The following is a 19,562-nucleotide window of genomic DNA, read 5'->3' as shown; positions in this document are numbered from 1 at the left end:
GCAGTGATCTGCTGTGTGAAACGTCTCAAGCCGGGTTGGCCAGATGCTGCGGACCTACACCTGGTTGCCCTGAAGACTTTGACCGGCGGCAAGTACTGCGAGTTCTTTGAGGGTCACGATCGCATTTTGCTCGGTGATCTGGCTCTCATCCTTAAGCAAGGAGATCGCCGACGACTCTTGACTGCGAGTTCGCCAACAAGCTTCGAATTCGATGGTTCGTCAGAACCTGAGCTTCTCGGTCTATCTCGGCATTGGTTGAGCGCGGCATAGCTACCAAGCCATGTAATGAATCTCTCACGAACCTCTTTTCAACTAAGCGCGGGATAAATCCTGTGAAACAAAAACGGCCATTACTACCAAGGAAATCAAGTTATGAACTCATGGAATTATGAAGAATCCTCAGACGACATCGAACCGGTTCGATGTCCCGTATGCCGCAAGGCCGCCGAGAAGGAATGCCGACACCTTGTGTTCCATGGCGACGATTTGCGAACTGACGAAGTGATTGCCGCTTGTGATGCTGAGTCCGTATGGAATGAGTTAATGGAGCTGGACCCTGACGGATGTCCTGAATTTGCAAGCGAATTTTTTGAGGTGTACGGGGAAAATTTTCCAACTTTGGCGGAGAACAAGAATGAGTTCTGGGAGGGGGGAGCTCCGGGGCTGAGCGGTTCATATTGCTTTGTCTGGCGGCGTGGTCGGGGGAACCTGTACCGGCAAATCAGCGAATTTTTAGAACAGAGGCTGAAGAAGCTGCGAGACCCAAAAAAACGACGTCAGGTTAAGCCGCAGTAGAGGCGTGAGCAACACCAGCGCAGGCCTATGAACACACAAACCAAAGCTATGCAGGGTTGGGAGATGACTGCGGAACAGCGCGATTTGTGGGAACGATTTCAAGCAGCCTACAATTCCATTGATCGGTGTCTGCGGAAACAACAGCACAGCGATGGCAAAAAGTCGTTCGTTGCTTTGGTCAAGGAACACGAGCGGACTCATCGTTTTGGCCCCGAGGCTGATTATCTGCGAATGGCAGCAGATTTACGCAACGTCCTCATCCATCAACAAACGAAACCGCATCTTCATTTGGCAATCCCGACCCGGCCGATAGTTGAACGGCTTGAATCAATTGGCGAGCGAATCGCCAATCCTCCGAAGTTGCTGCCCACATTTCAAAAGTCAGTTGAAGTGCTTGAACCGCACGTTTCGCTTGGGCACGTGCTGCGACTGATCGCGCAGCGAGAATATTCGCAGTTCCCAGTTTATGAAGAAAGCCGATTCCGCGGTCTGTTAACGGAGAATGGCATCACCCGTTGGCTCGCCCGCCACGTAAACAAGGAATTGGCGTTGGTGGATCTTGATGAAATCCCGGTGAAGCGGGTGTTACCGGAAGAAGAAAAGCGGCCTAACTGGCTGTTCGTCGGTCGAGATCAGGCGGTTGACGAGGTGAAGGTTTATTTCCGTGAGAAAGAACTGCTGGAGGCGGTTCTGATCTCGCAAACCGGCAGCCGAAACGAAGGCTTGTTGGGAATTGTGACTCGCTGGGACATTCTACATCTACACTAGGATTGAGCAGCCGAAGGTTATCGAGAACCGCTGCTTGAACCACCCAGTGTCAGATGCGAGCACCGTGTTTGTTATGCCGTGCGATCTTCGACTCGTAGTAGTGCAGTGGGTGGAACGTCTCCTTTCAGGTTGGCAGGGGTCGCCCTGTATAAGTCAGGTGATTGTTTCCCTCAAGTGGGCTGCAAAGTTTTTTGGGAGGGGCTTAAGGTTTTCGATTTTTTTGTGAATTTCGTCGCGGTTGCGGAATTGGGAATAAGGTTTCCACCATCTGATTTCGACAGCAGGAAACACATAAGACGAGGACGAATGCGGGTGAGTGTGTGGTAACTTTGACCCTGCGGCTTTGTAAGTCGTTGATGGAGAAAATTGGAGCGAGCGAAGGGATTCGAACCCTCGACGTTCACCTTGGCAAGGTGATGCTCTACCAACTGAGCTACGCTCGCTTCCCAGATAAGCGCCCAGCAGCTTACGCGAGCCGTCTCGCAAGGCAAGCCTTTGTTTCTTCAAAACACCGCCGGGACGCCTTCATTGAGAATCTGAACTTTGGAACTGATTCCCTGCTCGGCGGCCAGTTTCCTCAGCCAGCGCGGGGGTTCGTCCAGGTCTTCAAAGGAAAGTTTGAAAGCCCCATAGTGCATCGGAATCAACCAGCGTGAGCCGAGGTCAATGAAGGCTTGAACCGCTTCGTCCGGGCCCATGTGGACTTTGCGGAAGCTGTCCGGGTAATAAGCGCCAATCGGCAACAGCGCGATGTCGGGTTGTAATTTCGCGCCGATTTCCTTGAATCCGTCAAAGTACGCGGTGTCGCCGGCGTGGTAAATCCGCCGTCCCTGATGTTCCAACACAAAGCCACCATAACCGCGATGGTGATCGTGCAGCACTCGCGCGCCCCAATGCCGGCTCGGTGTCAGAGTTACTTTCACATCGGGCTGGCTAAAGCTCTCCCACCAATCGAGTTCAATGACGCGCTCGAAGCCAAGGTTTTGCGCCAGTTCGCCAACGCCCCAAGGCATGATGCCGATTTTGGGTTGCGAAAGGCGCCGGAGGGTGGGTTTGTGGAAATGATCAAAATGGGCGTGGGACAGCAGCACCAAATCAATTGGCGGCAGGTCTTTTAGGCGCAAGCCCGAGCGTTTGATGCGTTTCAACAAAAACAGCCAGTTGGCGAAATTCGGGTCCACCAACACGTTCATATCGGTAAACTGAATTAAAAAAGAAGCGTGACCAATCCAGGTAATGGCGACCTGGCCCGGTTGCAGCGCGGGAAACACGGGCTTTTGCGGTTCGCCGTAACGCCGCGTCAGCAGCGCCTTCCAGATCAGTTCATGAAAGAACGAGGTGGGATTAAAATGTTGCGCCGGAGTGAGGTCCTTAAATGATTTCGGCAGCCGCTTTCGAGGCGCAGGATGGCGGACTGAAGGTTTAGCCATAACGACGCCGCAACTTTAGCGGAAAATTGTTTTTGAATAAAATGGAAAGTAGCTGGTCAAAGAGAATGTTGGGTTTGACGGTTCAGCTTCCAAGTGGGGTGGAAGCGTTCCGTCACAGTCGCCGGTCTTGAGGTTCCGGCGGTTGTGGTTGAAAATCCCGCAAGGGATTTGGGTTGGGTGACCCGCCGCAGCGGCTACTGCGGCGGGTTTTCTTATTTTCTTTCAGCGTTAAAACGGTAAAACAGTCGCATGGGCAAATTGGAACGACAACTGGACACATTTCTGCGTCAAGCTCCGCGTTTGGGCCGAAATGTTTATATCGCCAAAGGCGCACACGTTCTGGGCGACGTAAAAATTGGCGCACATTCCAGTGTCTGGTTCGGCGCCGTGTTGCGAGGCGACATCAATCGCATTGTCGTCGGACATCACTCGAACATCCAAGACAATGCCGTGCTGCATCTGGCCGATGATTATCCGTGTCTTATTGGCAATTACGTCACGGTGGGTCATTCGGCCGTGGTCCACGCGTGCCGGGTTGGTGACGAAGTGTTGGTCGGCATGGGCGCGATTATTCTGGATGGAGCGGTGGTGGGACGGCAGTCGCTCATTGGCGCCAAGGCGCTGGTGAAGCAAGGCATGAAAATTCCAGCCGGATCGCTGGTGCTGGGCGCACCGGCCAAGGTGGTTCGGAAATTGACGCCACAAGAGCGGGCCGGTTTGAAATTTTGGGCGACAAAATACGTCGCCAACAGCGCCTATTGCCTGAAGCACGGCATCAACGTGGGCGGGCCGTTACCAACTTGAATTTTAGCCCGTGACGGCCGGCGCGCTTCGACTGAACAATTCCTTCAACCACTTCAGCGCTGCGTGCAACCCAATCGGGCGCACTCCGAGCAGACCGTAGGCGTCAGACAATTCCTGTTCGTGCGACCGATAGCGCGGCGGCAATAGAAGGGTGGTCTGCGTTTTTTCGCCGTCCACTTTCAAGACTTCTGAATTGATCAAGCCTCGCCCGACGGCGTAAGTACCGCCCGGCAAGATCAGGGTTTGACGACGAAAAATCAGCCACGGTCGGTAATGCAGCACCAGATGCCCCGCGTCATTGCGAACCAGCGTTCCATAGGTGCGGGCTGGAACTTTGTTGACGCAACGCCCCAGAAACAGGCGGTTACGATCGGGTTTGGGTTTGAAGCGCTTGCGGCGCAACGTGAAGAAGTCCCACAGATAGACCGTGCCGAAATGCGATAGCCGGAACGACCAACCAGCGATGAAATAGGAGACGATGATGATGATCAGCGCCCAAGCCGCGCCAATCCATGGATTGAGGAAAGCCGTGCCAACCACAGAACCAAGCAGTGCCAGACGGGCGCCTTTTAACAGCGTATCCACGGTGGTGAACGGACTCAGCAAAATCAGCACGTTGATGGTGTTGGACGCGAGAAAGACAAAGAAAAACGCCACCATGGCCACCGGAATCAGAATCAGGTTGTAAAGCCAGGAAGGGTCCACCATCGCCACTCCCAGAGCACTCCCCAAAGCTTGCGGCGGCCCGGAATCCTCCGTCAGCAAGATGAGCAACGGCACAATGGCGCCGGTCGCCAACAGACCGCTGAACTTGTTTTCCAGAGCTTCGATGACATCGAACGGCTTTTTGATCGCCGCCGGCATGGCGTTGCCCAGCGTGTCCTTGAGAAAACAAGCGCCAACAATTACCAGACCCGTAACCCAGAACCACGGATGCGCAAACCACGGCAGCGGTTTCCGTTCCGCTTCCGGAGCTTGGCGCCATTGATACCATTGATAACCGCCATAAGCGCTCGCGCCGAGCAACGGACTGATGGCAATGCCGGTCAGCACGGAAATTTGCTGGGCCAGCGCCGCGCCGGGCACCGACGATGGCGAAGGTGGAGCGGATGCTGTTGGCGGCGCGGCCATCGAACCGCCTGCGCCGAGCAACAGCAAGACCAGCCCAATCAGAATCCTGTTGATCGCTAAATTTTTCATTCTTGCGCTTTGAGTCTAGCGGGCAGCCGGTGACACGCAGTTATAATTTCGCACGGATTCTGGAGTGAGGCGGCTGAGTGCGTGGCGCTTCAAATCTTCACCTTAAACTGCTCTCCTTTTTTCACGGATAGCGCAAACGCCGCGAGCAACCGGGGGATTTGTTCCAAATCCTTCAAGCTGATCAACTCCACCGGAGAGTGCATGTAGCGATTGGGCAGGCTGACCAGGGCGCTGGCAATGCCGCCGCGCGTCCAGAAAATGGCGTCGGTATCCGTGCCGCTGGTGCTCGACATGGCTTCGTGTTGCAGGGAAATTTTTTCTTTAGCCGCCACGCTTTCCAAGCGGGCGACCACTTCGGGATGATTACAGCCGCCGTGGGTCAACGTCGGTCCGGCGCCGATTTTAACGTCGCCGTGTTGCGCCTTGTTGACGGTGGGATAATCCGTGGCGTGCGTCACATCCACCACCACCGCGACGTCAGGGTGCAGGGAGTAAGCGATTTGGCGCGCTCCCAGCAAACCAACTTCTTCCTGCACGTTGGAAACCGCGCAGACTTCGGCTTTGAGGTTGCGCGCCGAGTCTTTCAGCAAACGCAGCGCCTCGATGACGGCCCAGGTGCCGATGCGGTTATCGAAAGCGCGGGCAATTGCGAGGTCGTTACGCAACAACTCAAATTCGTCCACAAGCGTGATGGGGTCGCCGATGCGAACGCACTGTTCCGCGGCTTCACGAGACTTGACGCCGATATCAATGAACAAGTCGTGGATTTTGGGCGGCTTGGGATCGCCATCCGATTTGGTCAGGTGCGGCGCGACATTTCCGACCACACCGCGCACCGGACCGGATTTGGCGTGAATGGTAACGCGTTGCGCCTTGGTGATCGCCGCGTCCACCCCGCCCATGCGCCGCACGTAGATGAAACCGTTCTCATCAATGTAATTCACCGACATGGCGATTTCGTCAGCGTGCCCGGCCAGCATGATCCGCGGACCGCCGCCTTTATTCAGCACCGCGACGCAGTTGCCATAAGCATCGGAGTGGGTTTCATCCGCGTATTTTTTGGCATAATCAAGCCAGACCCGCTGACCACGCGTTTCGTGTCCGACCGGACTGGGAGTGTTGACCAGGGTTCGAAGAAAGTTCAATGAAGCTTCACGCATGGCGACAACATAGAAAACGGATGGAGACGAGTCGAGCGCGCGCGTGGGCGAAGTTTTGTTGCGGGGTTGAACCGTTACAATGCTAAACCGTCACCGCGTTACGACGGAGTGCAAGTTCGGGCGATGGCCGGTAAAACTCAGTCGGAACGATTCGATTGGAGCTTGGGTGGAACGGGCCACTGGCCCGTTCTATTGGGCTACCAGCCCGATAGCCGAACGCCAAGAGTGCGAACTCAATGGGGTGCGATCTCCGTGCGCTCGTCTGGGCGGCAGGTTGCCGCCCAGAACGGCCAAGTTGGCCGTTCCACTCAGACTAAGTGCATCGTTCCGGCTTAGCGCAAAGCGCGACCGAAGGCAGCCCACGGCGGGAGCCGTGGGCGTAATAATGCAAACGCAGAACCGCACGGAACTGATCCAGCAACTGATCGAGCTTTCCCGTTGACTCACTGCCATGCCGGATTTATACGTTTCCACAGAAAAAAGTCACCAACCGCTTCGGCGAGCTTGGCCTGAGCGTCTCAGGTTGGTAATTGGGACGGTTCGGGCGCCGGGCCGCTGAGCTGAGTTCGTTAAACGACATCACCCGTTTATGAAAAACACATTCATCGCCACCAGTTCGGTCATCAGCTCTGTCGCATTATTGTTCGTTCTAGATATTTGCTACTGGCATATCTTTGGTCTGCACTTCCATAAGACTCCATATTTGCCCGGCGCATTATTTTGGTTGGGTTTGCTTTTCACAGGTTCGGCCACAGCATTTGCAACTTGGAGTGTGTGCGGACATGGGAGGAGCAGTAGATTGTCCGGACAGTTCATTTGGTGCTGCACGTTGCTTGTTAGTTATTTGGGGCTCTTTGTTTATGCCATCAGCCACCCATTACTTTGAATTCGACCTGACGACTCCTGAGAAACCAGACATGCAAAAGGCTGATTACCAACAAAACTGGCTGGTCAAGTTTCTTGCGCCATGGCGCCGCGTCCAACGCGGTTGGTTCCTCGTGCGCTTCAGCGCCTAACTGTTGATCCTCGAGAAGTTGTCCGTGGTTTTTGGGGAGGACTGGTAAAACTCAGCGCGGAGCGCGACCGAAGGTAGCCCACGGCGGGAGCCGTGGGTTGAATGTTGCACCACCCCAAGCCCCAGCGGGGCGGCAGAAAGGGCGCGCAGAATTTCAACTGTAGAGCATCAAGCGCGAGCAGGTGAAAGGATGCTCTCCGAACGGGTGGGTAGGCGACCTTGCGTCCCCGGTTATTCTCTGGCATATCAGCTTCATGCGAAAATCGAAGAAGCAGGAGTTTAGCGTCATCGTTGAGCGGGACAGGGAGGGTTACTATGTTGCCAGTGTTCCTGAATTGCCGGGTTGTCATACGCAGGCACGCTCCCTCGACAAGCTTATTGAACGGGTTCGCGAGGCCATCGAGTTGTGTCTGGAAGTTGAGCAGGATACACCGATCACCACCGAGTTTGTTGGTGTGCAGCGCATTGTGGTTTGAATTATGGCACGTCTGCCGCGATTACGTGGGCGGGAAGTGATCGCCTCACTGCGCCGTGTCGGTTTTGTCGTATTGCGAGTGCGTGTCAGTCATCATTTCATGCAGCATCCTGACGGGCGACGGACGGTTGTGCCGGTTCACGCGGGTGAAACTATTGGTCCTGGATTGTTGAATAAAATACTCAAAGACGTAGAGATGGAGACGGAAGATTTTGAGGGATTATTGTGAGAGGACCGTCTCCTGAGAAACCAGACATGCAAAGAGTTGATTATCAACAAAACTGGCTGGTCGAGTTTCTTGCGCCATGGCGCCGCGTCCGACGTGGTTGGTTCCCCATGCCCTCCGGCTTCGTTACCTCGGCGGCTCACCATTTTAACGCGGCAACGCTGTAACGATTTAACGAGGATCAAGATTGCGATTGCGAAAGCGGCGGGTTGGCGCGAGTGCCCCCGTAACTTCCCCTTCGACATTCGCCGGGAAATCCGGCAATAATCGCTATATGTCGTTTAGTAGTTTAGGGTTGTCGCCGTCACTTCTCGAAGGCGTCAAGGCGATGGGATATGTGGAACCCACGCCGATTCAGCTTCGGGCCATTCCGTTGGTGCTGGCGGGACAGGATGTTATTGGCAGCGCGCAGACCGGCACCGGTAAAACGGCGGCCTTTGCGTTGCCCATTTTGTCCAAGCTCGGAAACCATCAACCCCAATCGCGGTTATTGGTGCTGGAACCCACGCGCGAACTCGCCGCCCAAGTGGAAACCGCCATCCGGGATTTTGCGCGATTCACCAATCTGAAAGTGGCGGTGGTTTTTGGCGGCGTGGGTTACGGGCGACAAACCGAAGCTTTGAAAACTGGCGTGGACGTAATCGTCGCTACGCCGGGACGGTTGCTGGATCACTTGGAACACGGCAATTGCAAGTTGAATCAGATTCAGCACCTCGTGCTGGATGAGGCGGATCGCATGTTGGACATGGGATTTTTGCCTGACGTGCGGCGCATCGTCGAGAAGTGTCCGCGAAAACGGCAGACGCTGTTGTTCTCCGCCACCATTCCGCCAGCGATTGAAACGCTGATCAGTTGGGCGATGCACCAGCCGCAGACCGTCGAGATTGGCCTGCGCCGTTCCCCGGCCGATACGGTCAAGCATGTCATCTATCCAGTGGCCGAAACGCAAAAAACCGATCTGTTGCTGGCGCTGTTGGATCAGGTGCAATACGAATCGGTCATTATATTTTGCCGCACCAAGCACGGAGCGGATCGCGTGGCGCGCACGCTCAAGAAAAGCAATTACGCCGTGGCGGTGCTACATTCCAATCGCACCCAGCGCGAGCGCGAACAGGCTCTGGATGGATTCCGCAGCGGCAAATATGAAATACTGGTGGCTACGGATATTGCCGCGCGGGGACTGGATATCGAGGATGTCAGTCACGTGATCAATTACGACGTGCCGCAACATCCGGAAGACTACATTCACCGGATTGGCCGCACCGGGCGGGCCGAGTCCCGGGGCGAAGCGTTTACCATCATGGTGGCGGAAGACGCGCAGGCGGTGGCCGCCATCGAACGGTTTATCGCGAAGAAAATCGCGCGGGTGAAACTGGAGCATTTTGATTACCGCTACACCGCGTTGTTTGAATCGGACAAGCCGGGGCAGCCCAGCGGTTTCCCCGGCCGGGCCATCGGCGTGCGCGTGCATGGAGGATATCACTTCGCGCCCGGCGGACGGCGGCGCCGTCGTTGATTCCCAGAATTTCATTATGCCTACGTATCAATACCAATGCAGTAAATGCGGCCGCGAATTTGAAGTGCGGCAATCCATGAAGGACAAACCGCTGACGAAATGCCAATTGCCCGTGGGGCGCACCAAAAAGAAATGCGGGGGTCGCGTCCATCGCCTGATCGGCGCCGGGGCCGGCTTGATTTTCAAAGGCAGCGGTTTCTACATCACCGATTATCGCAGCGAAGGCTACAAGCAAGCGGCCAAGAAAGAGACCGAAGCCAGGTCCGCCGCGACAAACGGAGCGAGCAAGACGACGACAAAGTCCGAAAGCGCCCCGGCCCAGCCCGCCGCGAAAAGCTGAGACGCTGCGTTCGCCGTCATGAAAGCCTGGTTACTCATTCTCTTGTTCGGGCTTGGAAGCGGCGGAACGGTAGTTCGCGCAGCGACCGGAATGCAACCGCTGCGCAGTGTTTCCGGACAATTTCTCGTTTCGGATTTTCAGTCGGCCACCCCCGGGCTGGCGTTGCCCTTGAGTAAACCGAATGCCGAGCGAATGGAGCTGACCGCGCCGTTCCTGGTCGTGTCCTGTGAACGGATCAAACAGGCGCTGGAGCGGGAGCTGGCGACGGGGCGGGAATGGCGGGATGTGATTCAGGTGATCATCCGACCGGTTAAATCGGCGGGTTTTGTCCCGCTGATTAAAGTGGATCGCTTGGGCAGCCAGTGGTTGTATCGAGTGGATTTACCGCAGCAGATCGAGCCGGCGTCATTTTTCCGGACGATGGTTCAAGTTTTATTGCTGGAGATGGCCAATCGCGGCAGCAACGAACGCAGCGCCGAAATCCCCCTCTGGCTGTCGGAAGGATTAACTCAACGACTCCTGAACTCGCAGCAAGTCGAGCTGATCTTGCCCACGCCCTCCTTGAGCATTGGCCGGTTGATGGTCGAGCCAAGAAACCTGAAAGTCACCGATCCTGATCCCCTGGCCCGCGCCCGGCAAATTCTACAAAAACGACCGCCCCCCACGCTGGCCGAGTTGAGCTGGCCCGCGCCGGAAAAATTTACGCCTGCTGATGCGGAATACTTTGAAGCGAGCGCGCAATTATTCGTCACGGAACTGCGCCAGCTCAAGCGCGGAGACGAGGAATTGAGCCGCTTGGTGCGGGCGTTGCCACGCTATTACAATTGGCAATCAGCCTTTCTCGAAACTTATCGAACGACCTTCTCGAGTCAGTTGGCGCTGGAAAAATGGTGGGCGTTGCAGGTGGCGTATTTCCTGGGACGCGACAACCGGCAGCTCTGGACGCCCGAAGAAAGCGCGCAAAAACTGGACGAGCTGCTCCGGGTGTCACTCGCCGTGCGCGCGCGTCCGGGCGAATTGCCCGTGCGAACCGAAGCGCCATTGCAAACGGTGCTGCGCGATTGGGATGCCGCCAAGCAATTGCAGGTGGTGCAGGAAAAATTACAGGCTCTGCGCCTGGCGCTGCCGCGGATTGCTCCGGCGTATTTGGAATTGGTGGATAATTACTACATGACCTTGTCCGAATTCGCCAAGCAACGATCACGGGCCACGCGCGCTTTTGGTCGAATGCCGCTGCCCGCCAGCGCGGCGAGGGCCGCCAACACGGCGATTCAACGGCTCGACGCCCTGGATCGGCAGCGACGACAGTTGGCCGCCACCAACGTAGTTTCCGTTGATACCCGGAATCCGGCGGGTCTCACGCCCTGATTTTGACCGGATTGGGGGGTGTGATTGGAAGTGACGGTCAATTGAGGCCGAGTTTTGGCGTGGACCAGTAGCGCGACCAGAGTTGGTTGGCGCGGGCCACGCGTAGGCCTAGCATGGCTTCGGCGTTGGTTTCCTTCCACCAACTGCCCGCCAGTTTGAGCCGTTGTTGAATCACATGCCGATGGCCGCTTTCAATCTCGCCGGAGCCGATCTCCAGTCCCGCCGTCCGTGCGCCCGCATAGTCCAGATGCGCCCGCCGTTCGCTCAAGTAGCGGTACGCCGCCCGCACGGGCGCGGTCGGCACGCCTTCGGGTTCGAGGTGCGCAGTCAACGCCCGCAGCACGGCCGACACCTTGTTTTCCAGCAACCGGCTTTGTTGGCGGCGGCGCCAGCGTTCGGGATTTTTGGGGTGAATCACCGTCGCGGCCGCCGCGAGGTATTCGCTCACGTGGTAGAAGTCCAACAAGTAATCACCTTGCGCGCCGAACTGTTCCTGGAACTGGGTGAGAATCCAGGCCGCCCCGTCGCCCACCCCATGGACGTGCGTGCGTGCGCCCAGCCCGGCGGCTTGGGCCGTGGCCCGCCACATCGCGCCAGCCAGCGTCACGCTGCCCAAGGTGGCGCCGTAGCAGGGCGTGGCCGAGTCTTTGGGCCGAGCCAGACACAAACGCGCTTCGCGCCAGATGAGTTGTTTGCCGCAGCGACGATCTTCGCTGTGGGTGGGCGGCACCATGATGGGAATCAGACTGCCGTCCAGTTGCGTGACCAGCGTGCGGACCGCGCGTTTGGGCGGCGTGACGGCCAAGGCGCTGATCCGCGCCCCGTGCGCCAAGGTGTGCTGGCGCACCGCTGTGGCCGTCACGTCCAGCCCGTAGTGTTCCCGCACGCGTTGAGCGGCGCGGGCAAAACTTTCCTCGGCCCCGAAATCCACCAGCGCCCGTTGCAACCGCCGCGAACGGCCGCGCGGATTCACCCTGGCCCGTTGGCAGAAGGGGCGCAACAACCGGCCGCGCCGGCCCAGCCGCCATTGCGTCTCCTGGACTTCCACCCACCCAAAGGTGGTCTGCCACGTCAGTCTTTTTTTTTACCGTAGTGAATGGCATCCGGATGGCGCTGGGGCACCTGGGCTTGGGTGTGGGCCTCGGCTTCGCGGGCCCACTGGCCCAAAAGCTCCTGAGCCAATTGGCGCACCTGCGCGCTCACGCGCGCTTCGGCTTCATCGGCGGTGCAGTCGTCGGTGACGGATTGGTCGAGCGTATCGGCCAGTTCGTGCAGCCGTGCCAGCACGTCGGGCCGATGCGCCAACCGCTCTTCCAGGGATCGGCGGGAAGGGGAAACGTTTTTGGATTTCGGTCGTTCATCGTTCATGAACCACTTCAAATATACAAAATCGTTCCAAGGCGCCAGGGCTAAATCACTTACAAAAAATTAGCCTTTGACCGTCACTTCCAATCACACCCCGGATTGGGGGGCAACTTGACACCGTCAACTCGAATCCTATAGTGGCTTTACAAATAATGCATAGTGACAATAAGGCTCCGTCTGATACTTCGAGACCGCCCGCTACTGAAACCGAGTTTTTAGCACTGAAACAATTCCATCCAGCCGGACGCGGCGTTTGGTCGGAGGTCTCCGACCAGGACTGGAACGACTGGAAATGGCAGTTGCGCAACCGGATCACCACGCTCGCGCAGTTGCAAAAACTGCTGCCCACGCTCACGCCCGAAGAACTGGCCGGAACGCAACTGGTCAATCACAAGCTGGCGCTGGCCATCACGCCGTACTTTTTCAATTTGATTGATCCGACGGATGAAAATTGTCCGATCCGCCGGCAGATCGTGCCGCGCATTGAAGAAACGCACACCGCCTCCTGGGAGATGAGCGATCCGTGCGGTGAAGATTCACATTCCCCCGTGCCGGGCTTGGTGCATCGTTATCCGGACCGCGTGCTGTTTCTGGTCACGGACCGATGCGCTTCCTATTGCCGGTATTGCACGCGGTCACGGCTGGTCAGCAACGCTTCGGGTTACGATTTTCATCCTGAGTTTGACCGACAAATCGCCTACATCGAAAGCCATCCGGAAATTCGCGACGTGCTGATGAGCGGTGGTGACCCCCTGTTGTTCAGCGACGAAAAGATCGAGTATTTGCTCCATCGGCTGCGCTCCATCCCGCACGTGGAATTTCTGCGCATCGGCACCCGCATACCGATTTTTCTGCCGCAACGCATCACCCCCGAGTTGTGTGCGATGCTGAAACAGTTTCATCCACTTTTCATCAGCATTCACTCGAACCATCCGCGCGAACTGACCACGGAAGTGCGCGCCGCCTTGGAACGCCTGGCGGACGCGGGCATTCCGTTGGGCAATCAATCGGTGCTGCTGAGCCAGGTAAATGATGACATCACCACGATGCGGGCCTTGGTCCACAAGTTACTCATGTGCCGGGTGAAACCGTATTACCTTTACCAATGTGACTTGATCAAAGGCTCGGCGCATCTGCGCGCGAGTGTGGAGAAGGGGTTGCAGATTATTGAGCAGTTACGGGGGCACACCAGCGGTTACGCGGTGCCGACCTATGTTATTGACGCGCCCGGCGGCGGCGGCAAGGTGCCGTTAAGCCCCGGTTACGTGTTGACCCGCGATACGGATCGGGTGGTCATCCGCAATTACGAAGGTAAAATCTTCGAGTATCCCGAGGTTAAAGAAGCGGCAGTTGCCACCGAAGCCCTGGCCCAGCCCCGACCGGCGTAAGCAACCGGTTTGGTTTCACGGTGATGCCGACAGACGAAATTCTCGTCGTGCCACCTGAATCCGCTGGCTTGGTGAAAAAATCATTTTCATTCCCGCCAAACGCAGCAGAATGTCCCGTGTTGATATGAATTTGACTGAGCAGCAGCAGCAGGCAGTTTCTGAATGGGTGGCCACCGGGGCCAAACTTTCCGAGGTGCAGACGCGCTTGGCGGAAGAGTTTGGCGTTCGGCTCACGTACATGGAGGTGCGGTTTCTGGTGGACGACTTGAAATTGCGGCTGAAGGACCCTGAGCCAGCGCCGTCTGTGGCGGCACCGGCTTCAGCAAATTCGCCACTGAGCACGACTCCTTTGTCGCCAGAAGCGGCCAAGACCTTCGCCGCGGAAGATCCACTGGCGGCGGGCGGCAAAGTGTCCGTGACCGTGGATCGCATTGCTCGTCCGGGGGCATTGGCCAGCGGCGGAGTGATTTTCAGTGATGGGATGAAAGCGGAATGGTATCTCGATCAAACCGGGCGGTTGGGTTTGGTGCCGCAACAAGCCGGTTACAAACCGGCACCAGCGGATATCGAGCGATTTCAACTCGCGCTCGAACAGGAAATGGCCAAACTCGGCTTCTGAGTCTGGCGTTAAACAAATCCCCCCGGCCGTAATCCACATTCACAGCGGGATGGTGCCGTGACTGGGGTAATCTGCCGGGGGGATTAGCTTATGGTTTACCGACCCCGACGCTGCGGGGGCGGGCCAAAAATCATTTGAGCGTCAGGAACACAACGCGTAATCCACCTGAACGATTCTCTGGATCAGGCGGAAAAAGAAGGGGTACCGAAGTGGAATCCATTTTCATCCTGATAGCCGAACGGCGCCCGGTGGGCGATACACAACCCGGTCAGGAATCCGGAGGCTAACAAGCCGGTTACTATGGCGATTGCGGTAATCATGGCCACACCTTCAGCACAACCGATACCATACCGTGCCCGCACGGAGTGACCCGATTCAAGCTTATTTTTCACCAAGTCCTGTCGTGATCACTTGGATGTGTTCGGAAATGGGACACCCGAAGTCGTGGATTCAATCAAGTTCAATACCCAGCAACATGTCACTTGGGTAAAACTTGCGTCGCGACGGATAGCTCGCAAGACTTCGGTATGCAACCGACCGGTTTGTTGCCTCAATGGCTGCGCTTCATCAACGCCGCCAGACGCGGAGTGTTGAACTCCCTCTGGCGAACGGAAGCGCGGGCGCGCGGCCTGGAGTTAGGGCAAGGAGTGATATTCACCGGCCGCCCCTACCTCAAACGGTTTCCAGGTTCGCGCATTGTTTTGGGTGAGCGGGTTTGCCTGAACAGCGCTCTGCGCAGCAACCCGCTTGGATGTGGTCGTCCGGTGTCATTGGTGACTACGCGGTCAGGAGCAGAAATTATTTTAGGCCCGGGGGTGGGATTGAGCAGCACGGCGATCAGTGCGGCGAAACGGGTGGAAATTGGCGAAGGCACTTTTGTAGGTGCGGACGCAATGATCTTCGATAATGACTTTCATGCTCCCATCGGCGAATGGAATTGGGGGGAAGCCGCATCGGACAACCCCAAACCGGTTATCATTGGTCGGGGCGTTTTTATTGGTGCCCGAGCGATTATTCTCAAGGGCGTTCGGATCGGCGACCGGGCGATTGTTGGGGCCGGGGCCGTGGTCAGTCGGGAGGTCCCATCGGGGCACGTTGCAGTAGGCAATCCCGCTCAGGTGCTGTCGCCCAAAAACGCTCCGCGCGCCTTGACCGGGCGCTGAACCCAGAATTATCCGCGCGCCGTTTTTTGCACGACCGAAATGTAAGTCTCGTAGAACCGGCGTGCCATGGTTTGCGGCGACAAATAAACCCGCATCTTCTGGAGCGTCTCCAGGTTTACCTGGCCTTTGGAAAATTCAGAATCGGTGAAGGCAGAGCGTAGGGCCGCCACCAGTTCTTCAACACGACCCGGCTGACACAGCACGCCGTTGCGGCCAGGGATGACGTAATCAGGAATTCCACCCACCGCCGTCGCCACTACCGGGACTCCAGCCACGACGGCTTCCTTTACGGCGTTCGGGCTGACATCCGCCCGCGAAGCACACACCGCCAGCGTGGCCTGGCTAAGCTCAGCTGCGATTTCCACATGCGTCAGATTGCTTTTCATTTGCACGCGCGACCAAAGCTCCTGCGACACTTCAGCGGTTAACTCCTGCACGTCTGGTTTCAGGCCGCCCACGACGATAAGTTCAAATTGAAATTCCGTACGCAGCTGATCCAAAGCGAGCAACAAGACGTCGCCACCTTTGCGATAATCCAGCGCGCCCACAAAAATGAGTCGCAGCGGTTGCAGTGATGGCTGCCGACGCAATTGATGAAATACCGGATCGGGCGCGTGCTCGATCTGTTCAACGCAAACACGCGGATAATGCTGTTGTAACCAGTTCACCGTGAATCGCGCCTCGGTCGTAAGCGTTTTCGCGTTCGGCAATGAAGCCCGTTCGATCCGGCCCGCCAATTTGACCATCCACGGCACCGGCACGACCTGTTCGTACCAGCTGATTAAGCCTTGAATCGTCACCACCTGGGGATAGCCCAGTCGGTTGGCCACGATCGCCGCTCCTTGCTCCGTTCCCCACGCATGAACCACGTCAGGCTTGATCTCACGCAAGACGCGCTGGATCACCCAGGTGTCCAACCAGAAGAATGATGGAGCTCTGGTGCCCCCTCGCACTTTGCGCAGATGGAAAGTCACTCCGCGCACTTCGAAAGTCTGATCCCGCGCAAATTGTTTGCGTAAGACGATGATGTGTAATTTGAGGCGGCGATCGGCAGCAAATTGATCAAACAAAACGCGCTGCCAGGAAGCGGGATGCAGCCGGGGCAAGCGCCGGATTTCCTCCGGCGCATCCGGCAACCATTCGATCGGAAAGAAAGAAAACCAGGCGACCGTCAAAGGACGCTCCCCCGACAGCAACTCACTGGGTGACTTCAAACTCATGAACGGATCAAAAAGCACTGGCGATTCGTCCCGTGCGCTGCGAATTGCCCCGCGCGGTGGGCCAGGGCGACTGAGCGAGCGGGATATTGCGCTGCAAGGCGCTAAGTTCGCGCGCCAATCCCATCACGTAAATGACGCCGTCCGGAGCCACCAAGGGCGATGAGTACGAGGGCGAAAAGAGCCAGTAGTTCCAGATCCACTCCTTGCCACCATCATCGTCCGGAACCGTCATCACGTAGCCATCGCGTCCAGTGAACACGACCGTGTTATTTGCCAACACTGCCGCCGCGCTTTCCCCGAACAGATCGGCTTGCGTCAAATTCCAAAAACCACGTTGCCAAAGCATTTTTCCCTCCGCAGAAATGGCGCAATGATTGGTGTTCACCGAGACATAAATTGTTCCGTCCGGTCCGAGGACCGGAGCAGATGCCGAAATGCCGCCGGTTGACAATGTCCAGCGCGGGATTCCATCCGAATTAACAGCGTAAAATTTGCCGTCGGTGGAAGTGAAATAAAGTTCGCCCTCACTGCCAATGGCGGGCGAGGAAATAATGGCGCCGCCGGTCACGAACTCCCAACGCAGCGAGCCATCCGGATTCAGCGCGTAAAACTTACGATCATTGGCGCCGAAATAGATGCAGCCCGCACCATCAATCACCGCCGAAGCAACAATGGGCTGACTGGTCGGAAAGGCCCATTTCAGTTGACCATCAGCAGTCAAAGCACGGAACTTTCCATCCGCCGCCCCGCAGTAAATTGTTCCGTCCGCGCCCAGAGCCGGCGAGGCGTCAACCCAACCGCCGGTTTTGAAGCTCCAGAGCTTTTTGCCACTGGCGGAAACGGCATAGATGTTTTTATCGCGCGCGCCGAAATACACGACGTCTTCGGCGCCAACGGCAGGCGAGGACACGGTATCCACACCAAAATAAAAGTTCCACTTTTCTGAACCGTTGGGATTGATGGCCCGCAATTGTCCCTGCCAACCCGTGATATAAATGACCCCGTCCGAACCAAGTGCCGGCGAGGATTGGTTGTAAAGCCCGACCGGCGCCTGCCAGAGATTCGTTACCGTATAGTGGATCTCAGCGGCCCCACTCAACGGCGCGACAGTGAACACGGCACTGCCACACATGATCCAGAACCCACGCCAAAATTTGTTCATTCGAACCTACGATGCCGGATTGAATGACCGGGATAAAGCCGGTTTTCGTTGCGGATTGTAAACGGGAGGTCGAGGCGCGGAGCTTTGCCCAACGTCCGCCAGATATAAATCCATTCGGAAGCGGATTTCAGCCACGAATCAAGAGGCCGCCGGTCCGTTCGATTTGACGAAAGCGGATCGTCGGAGCAGCCGCCACCATGTCGTGTGGATGCTCTGAGCGCCCGCTTGAGGCCACTTCCAATGGTTGTAGAGTGTGTTCACCAACAACGGAGCGAGCACGGGGGCGCCGAGTCCCAGTCGGGTGGTCTTGAGCAGGACCAGCACGAGCAGAAAACTCACCAGGTTTGAAGTAATGATCGGCCAGGTAAACGGCGTCCGGTTTTCGGTGGAAATCAGTGTGCCCCAGAAGATGTAGTTCATTTCCAAAAATCCGTGCAGTGCAAGCAGGGTCAACCAAAACGATGGCATCAAATTTTTTTCAGATCCGTGCCATTGCAACAAGGCGGGCACCACAAGGATGACGCCAAGAACCAGAACCAGATAAGTGAAATACTGCAGCCAGATACGCGGCCAGATCAACCGCCGCAGTGCGGCATAATCCTGCTGGATGCGAAGCTGCCCAATCAACGGCCATTTCACCTGCATCCACACCTGCGCCATGCTTGAGCAGATCATGATCAATTGGAGTGAAAACCCATACGTGCCCCCCGCAGCCAATCCGAGCAGAGGGAGGCAGATGAGCGTATTGGCCTGCCCAGCGAGATAGCTGCTCAGATATTGCAGACCCACCCGCCAACTGTTGGGCCAAAGTGTGGCGACAAAGGCTTTGAGTTCCGCCGCGGCCATCTTCGAGGTCGGTGTTCCCAGCAAGCGACGAACCTGTCGCCGCGCCAAGGAACGCTGAAGCAGACTCGAGGTGATGGTGGCGAGCGGGACACTGAGTAAATCCCCACCCGCCAGCAGGAGCGCGGCGCTCAACGCGACCTTGACGGCTTGAGCCACGGCCAATTGCTGGGTGCTGACCAGCACTTGATCCATGTTGCGGAGAAACACGTTCCACCAGCCGCTGTAAATTTCCCACAGGACCGCGATGAGCGTCAGTCCCCAAGCGATCCAGGTAAGGGTGGGGCGCGTGGTTTCGGGAACGACTTTGGCCACCAGCAGTGTGCCCAGGCATCCGAGCAGCACAATCGTGCCCAAGGACAGGAGGCGGTAAATTTTTCGGGTGGTTTGCAACAACTTCCAGAGCAGCTCGTGGTTGGGGCCATTCACGCCGACTTGAGGCACAAATCCTTGAGCCTTGAGCTTTGTAGCTCCGCCCATGGCATAACTTACCGCCCGACCAATGCTGGAGGAGAATCCGAGATCCAAAATCGGCACGAGCGCCGACAGGCTCAGGAACACGAAATACATGTCGAAGTCCGGCTTGGCCAGTTGGACCGCCAACAACGGAAGAACAAGGATGCCCGCCGTTAAACGGAGCCCGTTCATTATCCACGACCAAGCGACCGCGGAGCGGTAAAGGCGGGAGCAGATCCGTTTCAGGTT

20 protein-coding genes and 1 tRNA gene are annotated in these 19,562 nt (G+C 56.9%); 12 read left to right on the top strand and 9 right to left on the bottom strand.

Features of this window, described 5'->3' with window-relative positions; genetic code table 11:
- Nucleotides 1–372 precede the first annotated feature (372 nt).
- Both M9920_08550 and M9920_08545 read left to right on the top strand, forming a co-directional pair.
- The gene (locus M9920_08550) at nucleotides 373–795 is read left to right on the top strand and encodes a hypothetical protein (protein MCO5052338.1); all 423 of its coding nucleotides are present in this window, start codon (nucleotides 373–375) and stop codon (nucleotides 793–795) included.
- 27 nt (nucleotides 796–822) lie between these two features.
- The gene (locus M9920_08545; protein MCO5052337.1) at nucleotides 823–1,563 is read left to right on the top strand and encodes a CBS domain-containing protein; all 741 of its coding nucleotides are present in this window, start codon (nucleotides 823–825) and stop codon (nucleotides 1,561–1,563) included.
- A gap of 367 nt (nucleotides 1,564–1,930) precedes the next feature.
- On the opposite strand, the gene M9920_08540 is transcribed toward M9920_08545, so the two are convergent.
- Together M9920_08540 and M9920_08535 are read right to left on the bottom strand one after the other, a co-directional pair.
- Nucleotides 1,931–2,006, bottom strand: a tRNA-Gly gene (locus M9920_08540).
- 60 nt (nucleotides 2,007–2,066) lie between these two features.
- Complete coding sequence (locus tag M9920_08535) at nucleotides 2,067–2,993, bottom strand: MBL fold metallo-hydrolase (protein MCO5052336.1); 927 nt, start codon at nucleotides 2,991–2,993, stop codon at nucleotides 2,067–2,069.
- A 249-nt stretch (nucleotides 2,994–3,242) separates the two neighbouring features.
- On the opposite strand from M9920_08535, the gene M9920_08530 reads away from it, so the two are divergent.
- Nucleotides 3,243–3,797: a gamma carbonic anhydrase family protein gene (locus M9920_08530; GenBank protein MCO5052335.1), complete on the top strand. Its 555-nt coding sequence runs from the start codon at nucleotides 3,243–3,245 to the stop codon at nucleotides 3,795–3,797.
- Between the two features lie 3 nt (nucleotides 3,798–3,800).
- Here M9920_08530 and M9920_08525 read toward each other — a convergent pair whose 3' ends face one another.
- Both M9920_08525 and M9920_08520 read right to left on the bottom strand, forming a co-directional pair.
- Nucleotides 3,801–4,997 carry a hypothetical protein gene (locus tag M9920_08525; protein MCO5052334.1) on the bottom strand — a complete coding sequence of 399 codons (1,197 nt, stop codon included), beginning with the start codon at nucleotides 4,995–4,997 and terminating at the stop codon, nucleotides 3,801–3,803.
- 89 nt (nucleotides 4,998–5,086) lie between these two features.
- Nucleotides 5,087–6,157 (bottom strand): M42 family metallopeptidase, encoded by a 1,071-nt coding sequence (locus M9920_08520; protein ID MCO5052333.1) that lies wholly within the window; start codon nucleotides 6,155–6,157, stop codon nucleotides 5,087–5,089.
- A gap of 860 nt (nucleotides 6,158–7,017) precedes the next feature.
- Here M9920_08520 and M9920_08515 point away from each other — a divergent pair.
- The 6 genes from M9920_08515 (at nucleotide 7,018) to M9920_08490 (ending at nucleotide 11,097) form a co-directional block, all read left to right on the top strand.
- Nucleotides 7,018–7,173 (top strand): hypothetical protein, encoded by a 156-nt coding sequence (locus M9920_08515; protein MCO5052332.1) that lies wholly within the window; start codon nucleotides 7,018–7,020, stop codon nucleotides 7,171–7,173.
- A gap of 253 nt (nucleotides 7,174–7,426) precedes the next feature.
- The gene (locus tag M9920_08510) at nucleotides 7,427–7,648 is read left to right on the top strand and encodes a type II toxin-antitoxin system HicB family antitoxin (protein MCO5052331.1); all 222 of its coding nucleotides are present in this window, start codon (nucleotides 7,427–7,429) and stop codon (nucleotides 7,646–7,648) included.
- Nucleotides 7,649–7,651: 3 nt separating this feature from the next.
- Nucleotides 7,652–7,876 (top strand): type II toxin-antitoxin system HicA family toxin, encoded by a 225-nt coding sequence (locus M9920_08505; GenBank protein ID MCO5052330.1) that lies wholly within the window; start codon nucleotides 7,652–7,654, stop codon nucleotides 7,874–7,876.
- Between the two features lie 271 nt (nucleotides 7,877–8,147).
- Complete coding sequence (locus tag M9920_08500) at nucleotides 8,148–9,389, top strand: DEAD/DEAH box helicase (GenBank protein ID MCO5052329.1); 1,242 nt, start codon at nucleotides 8,148–8,150, stop codon at nucleotides 9,387–9,389.
- 16 nt (nucleotides 9,390–9,405) lie between these two features.
- Nucleotides 9,406–9,729: a zinc ribbon domain-containing protein gene (locus M9920_08495; protein ID MCO5052328.1), complete on the top strand. Its 324-nt coding sequence runs from the start codon at nucleotides 9,406–9,408 to the stop codon at nucleotides 9,727–9,729.
- 18 nt (nucleotides 9,730–9,747) lie between these two features.
- Nucleotides 9,748–11,097 carry a hypothetical protein gene (locus tag M9920_08490; GenBank protein ID MCO5052327.1) on the top strand — a complete coding sequence of 450 codons (1,350 nt, stop codon included), beginning with the start codon at nucleotides 9,748–9,750 and terminating at the stop codon, nucleotides 11,095–11,097.
- A gap of 37 nt (nucleotides 11,098–11,134) precedes the next feature.
- Here M9920_08490 and M9920_08485 read toward each other — a convergent pair whose 3' ends face one another.
- Both M9920_08485 and M9920_08480 read right to left on the bottom strand, forming a co-directional pair.
- Nucleotides 11,135–12,145, bottom strand: a complete 1,011-nt coding sequence (locus M9920_08485; GenBank protein ID MCO5052326.1) for a UPF0236 family protein — start codon at nucleotides 12,143–12,145, stop codon at nucleotides 11,135–11,137.
- Nucleotides 12,146–12,168: 23 nt separating this feature from the next.
- Nucleotides 12,169–12,465, bottom strand: a complete 297-nt coding sequence (locus M9920_08480) for a hypothetical protein (GenBank protein MCO5052325.1) — start codon at nucleotides 12,463–12,465, stop codon at nucleotides 12,169–12,171.
- Between the two features lie 149 nt (nucleotides 12,466–12,614).
- Here M9920_08480 and M9920_08475 point away from each other — a divergent pair, with 149 nt between their 5' ends.
- The 3 genes from M9920_08475 (at nucleotide 12,615) to M9920_08465 (ending at nucleotide 15,632) form a co-directional block, all read left to right on the top strand.
- Nucleotides 12,615–13,850, top strand: coding sequence for a KamA family radical SAM protein (locus tag M9920_08475; GenBank protein MCO5052324.1), 1,236 nt, complete (start codon nucleotides 12,615–12,617; stop codon nucleotides 13,848–13,850).
- A gap of 124 nt (nucleotides 13,851–13,974) precedes the next feature.
- Nucleotides 13,975–14,469: a hypothetical protein gene (locus M9920_08470; protein MCO5052323.1), complete on the top strand. Its 495-nt coding sequence runs from the start codon at nucleotides 13,975–13,977 to the stop codon at nucleotides 14,467–14,469.
- Between the two features lie 527 nt (nucleotides 14,470–14,996).
- The gene (locus M9920_08465; protein ID MCO5052322.1) at nucleotides 14,997–15,632 is read left to right on the top strand and encodes an acyltransferase; all 636 of its coding nucleotides are present in this window, start codon (nucleotides 14,997–14,999) and stop codon (nucleotides 15,630–15,632) included.
- 8 nt (nucleotides 15,633–15,640) lie between these two features.
- Here M9920_08465 and M9920_08460 read toward each other — a convergent pair whose 3' ends face one another.
- The 3 genes from M9920_08460 to M9920_08450 all read right to left on the bottom strand — a co-directional run bounded on the left by M9920_08460 (nucleotide 15,641) and on the right by M9920_08450 (nucleotide 19,505).
- Nucleotides 15,641–16,852 (bottom strand): glycosyltransferase family 4 protein, encoded by a 1,212-nt coding sequence (locus M9920_08460; protein ID MCO5052321.1) that lies wholly within the window; start codon nucleotides 16,850–16,852, stop codon nucleotides 15,641–15,643.
- Between the two features lie 7 nt (nucleotides 16,853–16,859).
- The gene (locus M9920_08455; protein MCO5052320.1) at nucleotides 16,860–18,014 is read right to left on the bottom strand and encodes a PQQ-binding-like beta-propeller repeat protein; all 1,155 of its coding nucleotides are present in this window, start codon (nucleotides 18,012–18,014) and stop codon (nucleotides 16,860–16,862) included.
- 138 nt (nucleotides 18,015–18,152) lie between these two features.
- Nucleotides 18,153–19,505, bottom strand: a complete 1,353-nt coding sequence (locus M9920_08450) for a hypothetical protein (protein MCO5052319.1) — start codon at nucleotides 19,503–19,505, stop codon at nucleotides 18,153–18,155.
- Nucleotides 19,506–19,562 lie beyond the last annotated feature (57 nt).

It is taken from the genome of Verrucomicrobiia bacterium (genome assembly GCA_023953615.1).
Classification (GTDB): Bacteria; Verrucomicrobiota; Verrucomicrobiia; order Limisphaerales; family JADLHS01; genus JADLHS01.
Note: the sequence above shows the minus strand (reverse complement) of the source record. Positions and strands in the feature narration are given on the sequence as shown.

Excerpts from the sequence above, each read along its gene's own strand:
- M9920_08520 (MCO5052333.1), bottom strand. The coding sequence starts at position 6,157 with ATGCGTGAAGCTTCATTGAACTTTCTTCGAACCCTGGTCAACACTCCC.
- M9920_08525 (MCO5052334.1), bottom strand. The coding sequence starts at position 4,997 with ATGAAAAATTTAGCGATCAACAGGATTCTGATTGGGCTGGTCTTGCTG.
- M9920_08475 (MCO5052324.1), top strand. The coding sequence starts at position 12,615 with ATGCATAGTGACAATAAGGCTCCGTCTGATACTTCGAGACCGCCCGCT.
- M9920_08530 (MCO5052335.1), top strand. The coding sequence starts at position 3,243 with ATGGGCAAATTGGAACGACAACTGGACACATTTCTGCGTCAAGCTCCG.
- M9920_08535 (MCO5052336.1), bottom strand. The coding sequence starts at position 2,993 with ATGGCTAAACCTTCAGTCCGCCATCCTGCGCCTCGAAAGCGGCTGCCG.
- M9920_08505 (MCO5052330.1), top strand. The coding sequence starts at position 7,652 with ATGGCACGTCTGCCGCGATTACGTGGGCGGGAAGTGATCGCCTCACTG.
- M9920_08470 (MCO5052323.1), top strand. The coding sequence starts at position 13,975 with ATGAATTTGACTGAGCAGCAGCAGCAGGCAGTTTCTGAATGGGTGGCC.
- M9920_08500 (MCO5052329.1), top strand. The coding sequence starts at position 8,148 with ATGTCGTTTAGTAGTTTAGGGTTGTCGCCGTCACTTCTCGAAGGCGTC.
- M9920_08465 (MCO5052322.1), top strand. The coding sequence starts at position 14,997 with ATGCAACCGACCGGTTTGTTGCCTCAATGGCTGCGCTTCATCAACGCC.
- M9920_08480 (MCO5052325.1), bottom strand. The coding sequence starts at position 12,465 with ATGAACGATGAACGACCGAAATCCAAAAACGTTTCCCCTTCCCGCCGA.
- M9920_08495 (MCO5052328.1), top strand. The coding sequence starts at position 9,406 with ATGCCTACGTATCAATACCAATGCAGTAAATGCGGCCGCGAATTTGAA.
- M9920_08460 (MCO5052321.1), bottom strand. The coding sequence starts at position 16,852 with ATGAGTTTGAAGTCACCCAGTGAGTTGCTGTCGGGGGAGCGTCCTTTG.
- M9920_08545 (MCO5052337.1), top strand. The coding sequence starts at position 823 with ATGAACACACAAACCAAAGCTATGCAGGGTTGGGAGATGACTGCGGAA.
- M9920_08490 (MCO5052327.1), top strand. The coding sequence starts at position 9,748 with ATGAAAGCCTGGTTACTCATTCTCTTGTTCGGGCTTGGAAGCGGCGGA.
- M9920_08515 (MCO5052332.1), top strand. The coding sequence starts at position 7,018 with ATGCCATCAGCCACCCATTACTTTGAATTCGACCTGACGACTCCTGAG.
- M9920_08510 (MCO5052331.1), top strand. The coding sequence starts at position 7,427 with ATGCGAAAATCGAAGAAGCAGGAGTTTAGCGTCATCGTTGAGCGGGAC.
- M9920_08450 (MCO5052319.1), bottom strand. The coding sequence starts at position 19,505 with ATGAACGGGCTCCGTTTAACGGCGGGCATCCTTGTTCTTCCGTTGTTG.
- M9920_08550 (MCO5052338.1), top strand. The coding sequence starts at position 373 with ATGAACTCATGGAATTATGAAGAATCCTCAGACGACATCGAACCGGTT.
- M9920_08455 (MCO5052320.1), bottom strand. The coding sequence starts at position 18,014 with ATGAACAAATTTTGGCGTGGGTTCTGGATCATGTGTGGCAGTGCCGTG.